Origin of the sequence: Solibacillus sp. FSL K6-1126 (assembly GCF_038003445.1) — a bacterium.
Classification (GTDB): domain Bacteria; phylum Bacillota; class Bacilli; order Bacillales_A; family Planococcaceae; genus Solibacillus; species Solibacillus silvestris.
The window spans coordinates 3523304-3537873 of the sequence record NZ_JBBOPD010000001.1; the positions used below are offsets into that span (position 1 = coordinate 3523304).

The window sequence follows — 14570 nt, forward strand, 5'->3', positions numbered from 1 at the left end:
GTAGGTGCTTGCACAAGGACAAGCTATATAATTAACCCCGCGATCAATTACTGTTCGCTTGGCATAACTAACGATTTCCCTGTCATCTCTGCAGGCTGGGCAATATTAAGTAAATCAAGCATCGTCGGTGCCAGATCGGCTAAAATGCCGTCTTCATAAAGCATGACACCAGGCTTCGTCACAATCACCGGTACCGGGTTTGTCGTATGTGCTGTCATTGGCTTGTCATCCAGTGTCACCACTTCATCTGAGTTGCCATGATCAGCTGTAATGATCGCATAACCGCCTTTAGCAGTAATCGCATCAACGATTTTACCTAGGCACTCATCCACTGTTTCGATTGCTTTAATCGTTGGTTTAAGCATTCCGGAATGTCCGACCATATCCGGGTTTGCAAAGTTTAAAATGATCGCATCGAACTTCTCTCCTGCAATAGCTTCCAGTAAAGAATCCGTCACTTCATACGCACTCATTTCAGGCTTCAAGTCGTAAGTCGCCACTTTTGGAGAGGCGATTAAAATACGCTCCTCGCCAGCAAATGTTTCTTCACGTCCACCGCTCATAAAGAACGTGACATGCGGATATTTTTCCGTTTCCGCAATGCGCAGTTGTGTTTTGCCAGCTTTTGAAATAACCTCACCGACTGTATTAACTAAATTATCATTTTCGTATGCTACATCTGCTACGACATCATCGCTGTAATGTGTAAAAGTAACAAATTTCAGATTCGTCGGATGATTTTCAGAGCGTGGCATTGCATCAAATTTTTCATTTGTCAATAAAGACGATAATTGAATCGCACGGTCCGGACGGAAGTTAAAGAAAATGACCGCATCGTTCGTGCTGATCGTTGCGGCAGGTCGGCCTTCTTCAGTCACGACAAACGGCACAACGAATTCATCATGTAGTTCACGTTCATAGGAAGACTGGACACCTGCTGTTGCGGAAGAAGCTGTTTGTCCGATTCCATCAACTAATGCATTGTACGTTAAGCCGACACGTTCCCAGCGACGGTCACGGTCCATTGCATAGTAACGGCCATGAATCGATGCGAACTTCCCGATCCCGATTTCTTTCATCTGTTTTTCTGTTTCCAAAATATATTCAAGTGCTGTCGTTGGACCGACATCGCGGCCATCCAGAAAGCCGTGAACATATACTTGCTCAAGACCATTTGCTTTAGCCAATTTCAATAAGGCAAATAGATGCTCATAGTGACTATGAACACCGCCATCTGAAAGAAGACCCATCAAATGGAGCTTCGAACCATGTGCTTTTGCATGTTCAACAGCTGCAAGAAACGATTCATTACGGAAGAAATCCCCATCACGAATCGATTTGTGAATACGTGTCAGGGACTGGTACACAATGCGTCCAGCCCCGATATTCAAGTGTCCAACTTCAGAGTTCCCCATTTGGCCTTCCGGTAGACCTACCGCTTCACCACTTGCTATTAAAGTTGCATGTGTGTAGGCTTGCCAGTAACGGTCGAAATTCGGTTTATTTGCTTGTGCTACGGCATTTCCCTTTACTTCCTCACGAAAGGCAAAGCCATCTAAAATAATTAATGCTACGGGTTGTTTAGGCATTTGCTGCCGCCTCCAATAATTTCATAAATGATGCTGGTTGTAGGCTTGCTCCTCCTACTAATGCGCCATCGATATGTTCTTGTGATAAAAGCTCTTCAATGTTCTCAGGTTTTACACTGCCACCGTATTGAATGCGCACTTTTTCAGCTGTATCTTTTCCGTATAATGTTTCAACCGCCAGACGGATTGCACAGCATACTGTATTCGCATCTTCCGCAGTAGCTGTTTTCCCTGTTCCGATTGCCCAGATTGGTTCATACGCAATGACCATATGCTCAACTTCAATTGGAGCAAAGTCTTTTAACGCTTTTGTAATTTGGCGTGCTACTTTTGCTTCGGTTTGACCCGCTTCACGCTCTTCCAATGTTTCGCCGCAGCAAATAATCGGTACAATACCGTAATTAAGAGCAGCACGGACTTTTTTGTTGATCGCTTCGTCTGTTTCGTTGAATAGCTCACGACGCTCCGAATGTCCTAAAATGACATAATCGACATTGACATTCGAAAGCATTTTCGGGCTGATCTCGCCTGTGAATGCTCCTTCGTCTTCAAAGTGCATGTTTTGCGCGCCAATTGCCAGGCTTGAATCTTCTGCCCCTACGACAAGTGTCGGTAAATATAATGCAGGTGCACAGATGACCGCATCGACTTTATCCGGAGAAGGAACCTCTTGTTGGATTTCTTCGATAAAATCAACTGCCTCATCAAAGGACTTATACATTTTCCAGTTTCCTGCTATGATCGGTTTTCTCATTCAAAACCCTCCGTTTTTAAAAGATTCTGTTCAATCATGCCGTTGTTTTCCGCTACGGCGGACGCTTTCCCCGGGCGCGGCTCAAGCCTATAGTCTCGAGCGTCGCGCTTTTCCCGGTGGAGTCGCCGCCTTCGCTCCAAACAACTAACATCCTGTAGTCACAGATAATTTATCCTATTAATGATTTATTTATCGTTTAACGCAACAATTCCCGGTAATTCTTTACCCTCCATTAACTCTAATGAAGCACCGCCGCCTGTTGAAATATGGTCCATTTTCGAAGCGACTTCGAATTTTTCTACCGCTGCAGCTGAGTCACCGCCGCCGATAATTGTGTAGCCGTCTGTTGTTGCCATTGCATCCGCTACTGTTTTCGTACCGTTTGCGAATTTTTCCATTTCGAATACACCCATTGGTCCGTTCCAAATGATTAATTTTGATTGCTTAATAACTTCTGCATAGTTTTCAGCCGTTTTCGGTCCGATATCCAGTCCCATCCAATCAGATGGAATTGCATCGATTGCCACAACTTGAGTTTCCGCATCTTTAGAAAACTCGTTTGCTACGACAGCATCGACCGGCATATGCAGCTGTACACCTTTTTCTTTCGCTTGTTCGATAAAGCTTTTTGCCAGCTCGATTTTATCTTCTTCCAGCAATGACTTCCCGATATCGTGACCCATCGCTTTTACGAACGTAAATACTAAACCGCCGCCGATAATCAGGTGATCCACTTTATCCAACAGGTTTTCAATAACCCCGATTTTATCTTTAACTTTCGCTCCACCAATAATCGCTGTGAACGGGCGCTCCGGATTGGATAAAGCTTTTCCTAATACGTCCAGTTCTTTTTCCATTAATAGACCTGATACAGCCGGTACATGTTTTGCAATGCCCTCTGTTGAAGCATGTGCACGGTGAGCTGCGCCAAACGCATCGTTTACATAAAGATCCGCTAATTTCGCAAACTCTTTTGCCAATGCTTCGTCGTTTTTCTCTTCGCCTTTATGGAAACGAACATTTTCAAGCAGGATAATTTCGCCGTCTTGCATATTGTTAACCGCTGCTTCTACATCTGAACCAATTGATTCATCCAATTTTTTGACTGGCTTGTCCATCAATTCCGAAAGACGCTCGCCGACTGCTGTTAAGCGCATGTCCTCATTCACTTCGCCTTTTGGACGGCCAAGATGTGAAGCTAAAATTACTTTTGCTCCAGCGTTTACTAATTGTTCAATTGTTGGAATAGCTGCACGAATACGCGTTTCGTCGGTAATGCGGCCCTCATCCATCGGCACATTAAAATCGACACGCACAAATACGCGTTTTCCTTTTACATCTACATCGTTCATTGATTTCTTTAAAAACATACTGAACATCCTCCTTCATACTCGTTCGTCAATTATTGTGGATTGTATACTCGTTAGTTAAGATAGTAACAAAATTCGATAAGGCTGTCTTGATATCGCCTCTGTTTTGTATATTTTCCTTATATCCGAAAAAAGAGCGGTCCGGGTGAGTCCCTGCCGCTCTTTTACCCTTATTTATTATAAGGTTTACCTGTATTAAAGGCTATACTTTTTATGCCCATTTCCTTTTAATATGTCACACTTTTTCTTTAATTTCGAAAAAGTATGTCACATTTTATCGAAATATTATGCTTTTTCGATTCCTTGTTTAGCGATATATAAAGCTAAATCCATTAAACGAGTAGAGTAGCCGATTTCGTTATCATACCAAGAAACAACTTTTGCCATACGACCTTCCATTACCATTGTTGATAAACCGTCAATTGTAGATGAAGCCGGGTTACCATTGTAGTCGATTGATACTAATGGTAATTCGTTGTATGCAAGAATGCCTTTTAAATCGCCTTCAGATGCTTCTTTTAATGCTGCGTTAATTGAATCTGTTGTTACGTCTTTATCCAATTCAACAACTAAGTCAACACATGAAACGTTTGGTGTTGGAACACGCATTGAGAAACCATCCAATTTGCCTTTTAATTGTGGCAATACTTTTGATACCGCAATTGCTGCACCAGTAGTTGTCGGAATCATTGATACCGCGCCTGCACGTGCACGACGTGGGTCAGAGTGCGGGAAGTCAAGGATACGTTGGTCATTTGTATAAGAGTGAATTGTTGTCATCATACCACGTTTGATGCCGAACTTTTCATCCAACACTTTTGCAAGTGGTGCTAAGCAGTTTGTCGTACAAGAAGCATTTGAAATAACATTTTGTGCTGGGTCATATTCCGTATGGTTAACACCCATTACATATGTTGGCATATCGCCTTGTGCTGGTGCAGAAAGGATTGCTTTTTTCGCGCCGGCTTCGATATGTTTTGATACTTCTTCCATTGAACGCCATCTACCTGTACATTCTAAAACTACATCTACACCAAGTTCACCCCATGGTAAATTTGCAGGATCTTTTTCTGAAAGCACTTGAATGCGTTTGCCGTTTACGATAAATGCATCTTCTTCCGCTTGAACGTCTGCATCATACACTCCATGTACTGAGTCATATTTTAATAAATGTGCAAGTTGTTTCGCATCAGTTAAATCATTTACTGCAACTACTTCAAATTCCTCGTGCTTCATTGCTTCACGGAATACTAAACGTCCGATTCGTCCAAAACCATTGATTGCTAATTGTAATGCCATGTGTAATTCCTCCAATAACTTTATTATTAAAATAGTATGGGTAAAATCATACTTTTAAAAACATATTTAATTTTTAAGGATTGTCCTTGCAGTTTGCTCATCTGTAATCAAAATCGTTTGCGGTGCAGCGTTTTTAAAATACGCCTGAATCGCTGCAGCCTTATTTCTGCCTGCCGCAATGGCAAGAACATGCTGCGCTTTGTTAACTTGATGACGCTGAATTCCAATTGTCCTCAGATGATGGACAATGTCGCCATCTGCATTGAAATAGTAGCCAAATGCTTCGGCAACCGCGCCTTTTTCTTCAAGTATTTGCTGCTCCTGCTGTGAGCTTTTACGACGAAGTGCCATTTCCTGTGCTGCACCGATTCCGTGAATCACGATATCCACCTGTTCATAAAGTTTAATCATCTCCCGGATAATCGGTTCATCCTTCATCGCTTCATATGCGTGCTCACTTAAATGCTCCGGCAAAAACAATGTGCGGTATGTTGCCCCGCATCTTTTTGAAAACTTCGAAACAATTGTATTCGCCTGGAATGTCATCTCATCGCCCATACCACCGCGTGCCGCAATAAAGTTTGCGTCGCTCAGCACCGGGACATCCGATAAATATTCCTTCATCGAAGCAACACTGCTGCCGCCTGTCACCGCAATTTTCGCTTTTTCAGGTGCAATCTGCTGTAGTACTTGTGCCGCAACTTTACCGAGCTGCTGCTTTACCGTTTCATCCTGTTCGGCATCACCTGGCACAATGATGACACGTGCAATGCCAAAGATGTTTGTAAGCTGCTGTTCCATCGCTACAATACCGGAAAGCTCACGATACAGTTCGTAAAGCTGCTCTATTACTTCATACCCTTTTGGCGTGCAAATCATGCCTTTTTTTTGAATCAAGATCAATTGCTGTTCGCTCAGGACCGTTGTTTCATTACGGATATCACGCTCTGTCATCTGAAGCTGTTCTCCTAAAGCACGTCTGCCAATCGGGCTAAATGTCGCAATTGCTTGTAAAACTCGAAACCTCTTTTGAAAAAGAGCATCAATTTCAGGCATTAGTTTACGCTCAGCTGCAAAAAATGAAATATCCGTCAAAAAACCACCTACCTGATTTATCTTGTTGGACAATATATGTCCCACATAAATATTTTATGTCCCACATGGGGTAAAAAAAAGAATTTCTGACTTCATTATAGATCGTCTCGGAGTGATTTGCAACTTTTATGACGGAATTATTCGCAAAAAATAGCGAACAGGCACCGATGGCTAGTCCACCAGCGCCTCGTACAATGTCGCATAATCGAGCTGTCCGTATTGCACAACATCCCCGTTATGCTCAACGACAGGAATCATGAGCATATACTTTTCATGCGCTTCATCATCTTCTTCTATATTGTAATGCTCAATCGTAAAGTCGATGTCTTCCTGCACAATTTTTAACGTATGGAGTCCTTCAATGCAAAGTCCGCAATCCGGTTTTGAATAAAATTTGATGATCATTGGCAGTTCCTCCCTTTTTTTATCATTATAGCTGATGATGGTGGGGATAGCGGGGATTTTATTAGAAGATTTTTTGATTTATTGGAACATCCGGGTGGCATATTAGAAGTTCTCGAATGCTTATTAGATAATGCGGGGCACTTATTTGAACATCGGCCACTTATATTAGAAGTTCCCCGTTTTATTAGAACTTTTACTGGTTTATTAGAACATCGCGCCAACTTATTTGAAGTTCTCGCTTACTTAATTAGAAAATGCGGGACCTCTTTCTCACCGGCCGCTTTTATTAGAACTTCCCCGGCTATATTAGAACATTTGACAATTTATTAGAAGTTCTCGAATGCTTATTAGAAGATCCAGACCACTTATTTGAACATCGGTCACTTATATTAGAAGTTCCCCGTTTTATTAGAACTTTTACTGGTTTATTAGAACATCCCACCAACTTATTAGAAGTTCTCGCTTACTTAATTAGAAAATGTGTACCTCTTTTTCATCGCCTACTTTTATTAGAACTTCCCCAGCTTTATTAGAACATCACGCTAACTTATTAGAAAACCGCCGCCACCCGCACAAAAAAGCATCCCACCCGCAAAGAGTGAGATGCCTGATGCCTTGCCTTAAACCTAGAACTTCCTGCCCGCGCCTCCGCCGAACGAGCCGCCTCCACCGAAGCCGCCAAAGCCGCCCGATGAACCGCCGCCACCGCCGAAGCCGCCTCCAAAACCACCGAAACCGCCACTACGGTATACCCGGCGTGCTGTGCGTCGGCGTCCACCTGGGCCACCGCCACCACCAAACTTCGTAATGATGAAGTAAATAATAATGATCATTATAATGAAACCGATTGAAATCCCATCATCCTCATTTGATGCAACAGGCTGTACTAGATCCGCGCCGCCTGCTTCACCACCCATTTCATCATAAAAAGCGGAGAAGATACTGGCAAACGCATTCGTATAATCACCATCAGCTAGATATGGCATCATATACGTATCGATCATACTGCCGAGCTTTCCGTCCGGATATTCTCCTTCCAGACCGCCGCCGACCGTAATCCACACATCATTTTGCCCCGGTCCTTGCTCGGTTGTCGCAAAAATAAGCATGCCGTTATCAAGCGCTTCATCACCGATTCCCCAGCTGCGCATCGTCTCCGTACCAAACTCAAACGCATCCATTCCATCGATCGTATCAATCGTCATCATAACAATGACATTTCCCGTTGAACCTTCAAGCGCTTTTGCCGACTGAATCAAGTTTTGTTCCACATCATCGGACAAAACGTTAGCGTAATCATAAACGTAAGAATTGTAGGCTGGTTTTTCCGGTATGGCTGCCATCGCCTGAAGTGGTACGAGCATTACCCATATTAAAAGCGATACCATTAGTCTCACATACAGTCCCCCTTTTCAGAAGCTTCGGTCATGCCGAAAAGCTCCTCATGACTCCCATCATTAATCGCCAAAATCGACAGCCGGTGCTTCTTCCACACCTTCTTTAATTTCGAAGTAGTCTTTTTGTTCAAAGCTGAACATACCCGCGATTAAGTTTCCTGGGAAGCGGCGAACATCATTATTAAACTGCTGAACCGTGTCATTATAATCTTTACGCGCTACCGTTAGACGATTTTCCGTCCCTGCCAATTCATCCATTAACCTCGTAAATTGTACATCCGCTTTTAAATTCGGATAGTTTTCAACTACAACGAGTAAACGGGACAATGCAGAAGATAGCTCATTATTAGCATCCGCCGTTTCTTCTACTGTATTGGCATTCCCGTATTGTGTTCGGGCATCTGCAATCTGTGTGAAAATTTCTTCCTCATGTTCGGCATAGCCTTTAACTGTATTTACTAAGTTCGGCACTAAATCAAATCGACGCTGCAGCTGGTTTTCGACTTGCGCCCATGCTGCGTCCACTGTTTCTTCACCTGTTACCAGTTTGTTGTATTTTGGCACGACAAGCATTGCCGCAATGACGATCAATGCAACAATTGCAATAAGGGCGACCAATACCGCACTGCCTCGTTCATTTTTTTTAAACATTTGCCCCATCCTCTCTTTTTTAAAATTAGCGTATAAAATTACGGTTCGTTTCCACAATAAGAGCGTACGAAATTTCTTACTATGGAGGTTTTTATTAATGTATACCCAATCATCTCAATCTCAAGACAATCAAATGCCCCTTTCAACAAATCATGGTGCCCATGAACTTCTGGATGTTCATGAAGTACTAAGCGCTATGATCGGCGGATTAAACCAATATGTTTTACTTCGCGACCAAGTTCAAGATAGCGAGCTTCTTTCTATTATGGATCGCCAGTATGCGTTTATGCTTGATGAGTATAATATTACTGTGGAAGCCTTTAAAACAGGTCATGATCCAAAACATCCTACACGCACCTACAATATGAATATGGGCAATGATACTATTTACGGCTTAAAACCAGGTGAGCCGAAAAAGCCGATCACTTCGGCAAGTGAAATTAATGATGGCATTATTTCAGGTTTCTTGCTCGGCTGCCATAAAGCTGGGGCTACAGGAAAAACAGGTGCTGCTTTAGAAAGCACAAACCCGGTAGTACGTCGCGTGCTACAAGATTCAGTACCAAACTGCATTGAAATGGCCTATGAAATTTCATTGTACCAAAACAAAAAAGGCTATTATCAAGTGCCACAACTATCTCCACAGGACATGAGCGCAATGCTCAATATGTATGGCAAAGCAGATCAAGCGAAAAATATGCCTAACTAGTATGCCCAATAAACTATACGAACGAATCATTGTATAGTTTCAATTTTTAAATAATTCATCCAATATTTACAACAAATATTTCAGGTGGATATACAAACAATAAGAACGGTGCTCGTTTCACCCACTACGATGAAGGAGGGGCTTTTATGAAAAACATTCGTGAAGGTTTAATTCCGACTGTACTTGGATCAGCTGTCACTGCAACGGGGTATGCAATGAAACAAAAAATCGGTACGAACAAGATGCTTGCCAATACCATTTTCGGTTTCGGTCTTGCCCATATTGTATTAGGAGCAATTGACCTTGTAGAACATCGTAAGTAAGAGCAGGATATCCTGCTTAGAAAAAAGCTGGCTTAAAGAATCTTTACGGTTCTTTATGGCCGGCTTTTTTACTCTTTTCTCTCCCTTTATTGAATTCCGCAACATACGAAGATACTTTCATTCAATCGTGATATTATTTACATAAATTGTTTTGCGCGTAAAATTTACCTAAGGGGGGAACTGTAAAATGTTTAAAGCTGCATTATTTGATTTAGATGGAACGTTATTGAATCGTGATCAATCGGTTGAGCTTTTTATAAACGAGCAATATCAAAGATTGTATGAGTTACTTTCTCATATCCCAAAAGAGCAATATATTTCAAGGTTTATTGAATTAGACAATCACGGATATGTTTGGAAGGATAAAGTATACCAACAACTGATTGATGAATTTAAGATATCTTCAATAACTTGGAAAGAACTTTTCGAAGATTATATTGAAGAATTCAAACATCATTGTGTAGCATTTCCTCATATTCATGAAATGTTGGAGGAGCTAAAAGAAAATAAAATCGCTTTAGGCATGATTACAAATGGATACGGTCAGTTCCAGATGGCTAACATTAAAGCTTTGGACATCGAGAAATATTTTGACGTAATATTAGTATCCGAGTGGGAAGGTATTAAGAAGCCTAATCCCCAAATCTTTATGAATGCATTAAAAAAATTAAACGTGGACCCTTCAGAAAGTGTATTTATTGGTGACCATCCTGAAAATGATGTGAAAGCTGCCCAAAACGTAGGAATGAAGGGAATTTGGAAAAAAGATAATCAATGGACTAGTGTAGAAGCAGATGAAATAATTGATGATTATTTAGAACTTCCTTTGATATTGAAGAAATTAGATTTTAGCATACATAGTCATACAAAATAAAATCCCTTAACAGTAGCTTGCAATCATACTAAAAAAAGCACAAACGCTGTTATATCAGTGTTTGTGCGCCATCCTATAGAACATCCTTTATACACCTTTTTATACAATCCCCACAAACCCTGATAACACGGTATTTTCACTGAAAGATCTGGTGGAACTCTCCGTATAAAGCCCTGTATCTTGTCTGCTGATCGCTCCTTTTTAGGTGAAATATAGTGAAGCAGAAATCACTGTTCGCCAGCACACCCCCTGCCCCTTTGAGCTAAAGGTCAACCCCCTTCAGCCCGATTTAATCCATGTTATAACCACACTCCTCGCAAAACTTTTTCGGTTCATCGTAGCATTCATTGCAGTTGGCGCAATTATATATATATGACGCCGTAATATCATCAATCGTTTGCTTTACTCTATAGTCGGGCACTATTTCCTCCTCTTCGACACCCGCTAATTTACTAAGTTCATTTAATTCTTCAATATCTTTTTCCAGCTGCGCAATCGCGTTTTCTTTCGCCTCAATTTGTGCGAGCTGATAATTCACCATGCTGACCGAAAACAGGCTGTTGCGGTTCAAATTGACGATTTCCCCGATTTGCTGTTTCAGTATTTTGATTTCTTCTTCAATTCCATTGATTTGTTTTCGCAGTTTGGACCGGTCGACCGCAAAAGACGTTTTACTGCTAAGCGTTGTCACCTTCTTGTTGACTTTCTTCCTCCATTTCTGAAATGTGCCTTTCCCTTCACCCATAAAAACCCTCCACTTCAATCAGAAATTTTTCTGGATTCAACTGGTGCATCCACTTGTTCTTCTTCACAATATGTATTTCCATGTCGAAATATGCCTTTGTTATAAAATGAAATTTCAGTCAGTGTGGATTTTTCATCCCCCACGGAGTAGAAGGAACTCAAGCTAACTACCCGTTCCCCGTAAAATAATAAAAGGCGCATCCCGTAAAGAAATGCGCCCGCACGATTCAAATTTTCAACTGCTTATTTGTTCCAATAATTTACTGGAGAAATATTTCCGCGTATCTGCCATTTTAATATGCAGTAAACGCTCTTCAAGGCTTACCGGATGGATAAACGTAACGAAAGCCCCTTCCAGATTTTCATCGATCGTTTTAATCATATAATTTTCAGCAAGCAGTTCATCAATTTGCTGAATTTCTTTTTCTACAAACTGAAATTCTGACATGATTGCACCTCGTTTACAATTTAATCTGTGGAAGCTGTTTGTTGAACACCAATCGGTTCTGGAACAGCGTCAATTTCCCAGCTGCGTCCTGCTGTAATACCTAAATATTCATCATCGCTCGGATTCACGATTTCAGCTTGCGGATACTTTTTGAACCACCAGTATTTCGCCAGCACATAATAGATTGCCGCCCCTACAAAGAAACCGACAAGCGAAGAAAATGAAGGCCAAATATTCGCGATCAGACCGCCAAGCACCCAAGCAATAATACCCGCTACATTGATACCTTTTAAATAGCGATATTGCCCTTCCACCTCATAAAGGTCCTTTACATTTACTCGTCGCTTACGGAGCAAGTAATAGTCAGCAAATAAAATACCGACAATGGAAGAAAGGATTCCGCCGACAACGAGCAGAACGCTATTTAAAATATCGAACAAACTCCACGGCTGTACAATCGTTCCAACAATACCGGCAATGACTACACCAATCCAGAACGGTACTTTCGGTCCGCCGATATTCGAGAAAATCGTTGCAGCCGGAATAACGTTCGCGGACGTATTTGTCGACCACTGTGCCAGTACGATCATCGATAACAGCATCACTAGGACAATACCGCCAGCCGCTTGCTGTAGTGCGTTGATTGGATCACCTGAGCCAGTCGCCATATAACATACCGCACCAATGACGATCATCAGTGTATTGAAAATTGGCTGAACGACAAGGGAACCAAGTAACTGTGTTTTATTTCGTTTGAACCAGTTACGCTCATTTTTCGGTGCTTTGAAGTGACGGGAAAGCGTTGGCATATCCGCAGCAAGCGTTGCCCAGAAGCCCATGATTGCCGTAGCGACTACCATGAATGCCGTAAACTGTTCAAAACCTGTTTGTGGTGCTTCCACCCAAGACCATACCGCTTTTCCTTGCTCTTTCGCTTCAGCAGATAATTGCAAATACATCCAAATTGAAATAAAGATAATAATCGGTGCAGCGAAATCTGCGAAACGTTCAATCGATTTAATCCCTAGAGACACATTGAACAATTGCAATGTCGCAAATACAAGGAAGCAAATAAACCAGTTGTTAAAGCCGAACATAACATTCAGAATGCCGTTAATCGCCAAAGCCCCGAAATACGTGTTAATCCCGAACCAGCACGACGCTGTAAACGCACGGGCAAATGACGGAAAGTGCGTACCGATCGTTCCGAATGGGGCACGCATATAAACAGGAAACGATAATCCGTGTTCAACACCGATATCCCCGATGACGACCATGAAAATCCCGATTAAAATCGAGCCAACCAGTGTCGCCAGGATGAGCATCGGCATACTTAAATTTACAATTCCTCCTGCACCAATCGCAAATGCGGCGAGTACGATGGCCATCCCTACCCAGATGACGCCGAAGCCCATCATACTAATACTGCGATTCTCATATGTGACAGGAAGTAAGTCTGGTGATTTTAAATAGTTACTACTTGTGCTTTTTCTGTCTGACATCGCTACACCTCTCTTTATTCAATTTTTGGTCCTACAGGAAATGGGTCAGTCAGCCGTAGTCGCACGATGCGACACTGCTAGGCTGACATCCATTCCTTTAAGAATCAGTGATATCCGCCAAAACCCTACCTCGCAATACTTGAACTGCTTGGAGCAAAACCTGCAATTAATGTCTGTCTTTCATTCCACGTCATCGGCGGCTGTGTCGGAATAAGTTCCTTCATCGTAATCGCACCTTCAGCCGGACAAACAATCGAACATAAATTACAGCCAACGCAGTCTTCCTCACGCACTTTCAGCATTGGACGGCCATCTTCTGTATACAGATCGATACATTGATGGGACGTATCTTCACAGGCAATATGGCATTTATTACAGTTAATGCAAACATCATTATTGATCTCTGCAACAACTTTATAATTTAAGTCCAAATCTCCCCAATCCGAATATTTCGGTACTGTTTTCCCAACAAGATCCATGACCGATGCTAAGCCTTTATCGTCTAAATAGTTGTTTAAACCATCAATCATATCTTCAACAATGCCAAAGCCATGATGCATTGCCGCTGTACAAACTTGCACACTCGTCGACCCCATTAAGATGAACTCAGCAGCGTCCTGCCAGTTCGAAATACCGCCGATTCCGGAAATCGGTAAATTGATATACGGACTTCTTGCACATTCACCAACCATGTTCAGAGCAATTGGCTTAACGGCCGGTCCGCAATAACCGCCGTGCGCCCCTTTATTGCCAACATGCGGAATCGTGTTCCAAGAGTTCAGATCAACACCAGCCAAACTATTGATCGTGTTGATCATACTAATCGCATCAGCACCGCCGCGCACTGCCGCTTCAGCCGTTACAGTAATATCCGTAATATTAGGTGTCAGTTTGACGATGACCGGTACTTCAGCATATTCTTTCGCCCAATAAGTCTGCTTTTCCACCAGTTCAGGCACTTGACCCGAAGCGGCTCCCATGCCACGTTCCGCCATACCATGTGGGCAGCCGAAGTTTAATTCGAAGCCATCTACCCCAACATCCTGTACTCTTTTTACAATTTCATGCCATTTTTCTGCTTTCGGCTCCACCATTAACGATGCGATGATCGTATGATTCGGGAACCGCTTTTTCGTTTCATAAATTTCCTGTAAGTTCACTTCGAGCGGTCGGTCTGTGATGAGCTCAATATTGTTGAAACCCGCCACCTTTTGCCCATTAAAACTGACAGCAGCAAAACGTGACGAAACGTTTAAAATAGGATCCCCCAACGTTTTCCACACAGCGCCGCCCCACCCCGCTTCAAATGCACGCTGCACTTGATAGCCGGAGTTTGTCGGTGGTGCCGATGCCAACCAAAAAGGATTCGGTGACTTAATACCAGCAAAATCTATTCGTAAATCTGCCATT

The 14570-nt window shown here is 42.4% G+C and carries 15 protein-coding genes; 3 read left to right on the plus strand and 12 right to left on the minus strand.

The features are described from left to right. Nucleotides 1-47 precede the first annotated feature (47 nt). The 8 genes from gpmI to MHH44_RS17605 form a co-directional block, all read right to left on the minus strand. Nucleotides 48-1589: a 2,3-bisphosphoglycerate-independent phosphoglycerate mutase gene (gene gpmI, locus MHH44_RS17570; RefSeq protein ID WP_340799237.1), complete on the minus strand. Its 1542-nt coding sequence runs from the start codon at nt 1587-1589 to the stop codon at nt 48-50. Then, nucleotides 1582-2343 (minus strand): triose-phosphate isomerase, encoded by a 762-nt coding sequence (gene tpiA, locus MHH44_RS17575; RefSeq protein WP_008406354.1) that lies wholly within the window; start codon nt 2341-2343, stop codon nt 1582-1584. The genes gpmI and tpiA overlap by 8 nt, the downstream gene beginning before the upstream one ends. A gap of 185 nt (nt 2344-2528) precedes the next feature. Continuing rightward, nucleotides 2529-3713 carry a phosphoglycerate kinase gene (locus tag MHH44_RS17580; RefSeq protein WP_340799238.1) on the minus strand — a complete coding sequence of 395 codons (1185 nt, stop codon included), beginning with the start codon at nt 3711-3713 and terminating at the stop codon, nt 2529-2531. Nucleotides 3714-3998: 285 nt separating this feature from the next. After that, nucleotides 3999-5012, minus strand: coding sequence for a type I glyceraldehyde-3-phosphate dehydrogenase (gene gap / locus MHH44_RS17585; RefSeq protein WP_008406359.1), 1014 nt, complete (start codon nt 5010-5012; stop codon nt 3999-4001). Nucleotides 5013-5078: 66 nt separating this feature from the next. Next, entirely contained in the window at nt 5079-6140 is a 1062-nt protein-coding gene (locus MHH44_RS17590; protein WP_340799240.1) for a sugar-binding transcriptional regulator, read from the minus strand. Nucleotides 6141-6278: 138 nt separating this feature from the next. Beyond that, the gene (locus MHH44_RS17595) at nt 6279-6512 is read right to left on the minus strand and encodes a glutaredoxin family protein (RefSeq protein ID WP_008406362.1); all 234 of its coding nucleotides are present in this window, start codon (nt 6510-6512) and stop codon (nt 6279-6281) included. A 626-nt stretch (nt 6513-7138) separates the two neighbouring features. Further along, nucleotides 7139-7900: a TPM domain-containing protein gene (locus MHH44_RS17600; RefSeq protein WP_238541483.1), complete on the minus strand. Its 762-nt coding sequence runs from the start codon at nt 7898-7900 to the stop codon at nt 7139-7141. Nucleotides 7901-7969: 69 nt separating this feature from the next. Then, nucleotides 7970-8560 (minus strand): LemA family protein, encoded by a 591-nt coding sequence (locus MHH44_RS17605; RefSeq protein ID WP_014822790.1) that lies wholly within the window; start codon nt 8558-8560, stop codon nt 7970-7972. 97 nt (nt 8561-8657) lie between these two features. On the opposite strand from MHH44_RS17605, the gene MHH44_RS17610 reads away from it, so the two are divergent. The 3 genes from MHH44_RS17610 to MHH44_RS17620 all read left to right on the plus strand — a co-directional run bounded on the left by MHH44_RS17610 (nt 8658) and on the right by MHH44_RS17620 (nt 10466). After that, nucleotides 8658-9269, plus strand: coding sequence for a spore coat protein (locus MHH44_RS17610; RefSeq protein WP_340799241.1), 612 nt, complete (start codon nt 8658-8660; stop codon nt 9267-9269). A 146-nt stretch (nt 9270-9415) separates the two neighbouring features. Continuing rightward, nucleotides 9416-9592: a hypothetical protein gene (locus MHH44_RS17615; protein WP_008406370.1), complete on the plus strand. Its 177-nt coding sequence runs from the start codon at nt 9416-9418 to the stop codon at nt 9590-9592. Nucleotides 9593-9779: 187 nt separating this feature from the next. Beyond that, nucleotides 9780-10466 carry an HAD family hydrolase gene (locus MHH44_RS17620; protein WP_340799242.1) on the plus strand — a complete coding sequence of 229 codons (687 nt, stop codon included), beginning with the start codon at nt 9780-9782 and terminating at the stop codon, nt 10464-10466. A 289-nt stretch (nt 10467-10755) separates the two neighbouring features. Here MHH44_RS17620 and MHH44_RS17625 read toward each other — a convergent pair whose 3' ends face one another. The 4 genes from MHH44_RS17625 to preA all read right to left on the minus strand — a co-directional run bounded on the left by MHH44_RS17625 (nt 10756) and on the right by preA (nt 14569). Then, nucleotides 10756-11211 carry a nucleotide-binding protein gene (locus tag MHH44_RS17625; RefSeq protein ID WP_340799243.1) on the minus strand — a complete coding sequence of 152 codons (456 nt, stop codon included), beginning with the start codon at nt 11209-11211 and terminating at the stop codon, nt 10756-10758. Nucleotides 11212-11445: 234 nt separating this feature from the next. After that, nucleotides 11446-11658 (minus strand): hypothetical protein, encoded by a 213-nt coding sequence (locus MHH44_RS17630; RefSeq protein WP_008406375.1) that lies wholly within the window; start codon nt 11656-11658, stop codon nt 11446-11448. 20 nt (nt 11659-11678) lie between these two features. Then, nucleotides 11679-13160, minus strand: a complete 1482-nt coding sequence (locus MHH44_RS17635; RefSeq protein ID WP_340799244.1) for an NCS1 family transporter — start codon at nt 13158-13160, stop codon at nt 11679-11681. Nucleotides 13161-13285: 125 nt separating this feature from the next. Next, on the minus strand, nt 13286-14569 hold the full coding sequence (gene preA, locus MHH44_RS17640) for an NAD-dependent dihydropyrimidine dehydrogenase subunit PreA (RefSeq protein ID WP_065216740.1): 1284 nt from the start codon (nt 14567-14569) through the stop codon (nt 13286-13288). Nucleotide 14570 lies beyond the last annotated feature (1 nt).

Bases quoted from the DNA above. Each gene is read 5' to 3' on its own strand.
- gpmI (WP_340799237.1), bottom strand. From the start codon at position 1,589: ATGCCTAAACAACCCGTAGCATTAATTATTTTAGATGGCTTTGCCTTT.
- tpiA (WP_008406354.1), bottom strand. From the start codon at position 2,343: ATGAGAAAACCGATCATAGCAGGAAACTGGAAAATGTATAAGTCCTTT.
- MHH44_RS17580 (WP_340799238.1), bottom strand. From the start codon at position 3,713: ATGTTTTTAAAGAAATCAATGAACGATGTAGATGTAAAAGGAAAACGC.
- gap (WP_008406359.1), bottom strand. From the start codon at position 5,012: ATGGCATTACAATTAGCAATCAATGGTTTTGGACGAATCGGACGTTTA.
- MHH44_RS17595 (WP_008406362.1), bottom strand. From the start codon at position 6,512: ATGATCATCAAATTTTATTCAAAACCGGATTGCGGACTTTGCATTGAA.
- MHH44_RS17600 (WP_238541483.1), bottom strand. From the start codon at position 7,900: ATGGTATCGCTTTTAATATGGGTAATGCTCGTACCACTTCAGGCGATG.
- MHH44_RS17605 (WP_014822790.1), bottom strand. From the start codon at position 8,560: ATGTTTAAAAAAAATGAACGAGGCAGTGCGGTATTGGTCGCCCTTATT.
- MHH44_RS17610 (WP_340799241.1), top strand. From the start codon at position 8,658: ATGTATACCCAATCATCTCAATCTCAAGACAATCAAATGCCCCTTTCA.
- MHH44_RS17615 (WP_008406370.1), top strand. From the start codon at position 9,416: ATGAAAAACATTCGTGAAGGTTTAATTCCGACTGTACTTGGATCAGCT.
- MHH44_RS17620 (WP_340799242.1), top strand. From the start codon at position 9,780: ATGTTTAAAGCTGCATTATTTGATTTAGATGGAACGTTATTGAATCGT.
- MHH44_RS17625 (WP_340799243.1), bottom strand. From the start codon at position 11,211: ATGGGTGAAGGGAAAGGCACATTTCAGAAATGGAGGAAGAAAGTCAAC.
- MHH44_RS17630 (WP_008406375.1), bottom strand. From the start codon at position 11,658: ATGTCAGAATTTCAGTTTGTAGAAAAAGAAATTCAGCAAATTGATGAA.
- MHH44_RS17635 (WP_340799244.1), bottom strand. From the start codon at position 13,160: ATGTCAGACAGAAAAAGCACAAGTAGTAACTATTTAAAATCACCAGAC.
- preA (WP_065216740.1), bottom strand. From the start codon at position 14,569: ATGGCAGATTTACGAATAGATTTTGCTGGTATTAAGTCACCGAATCCT.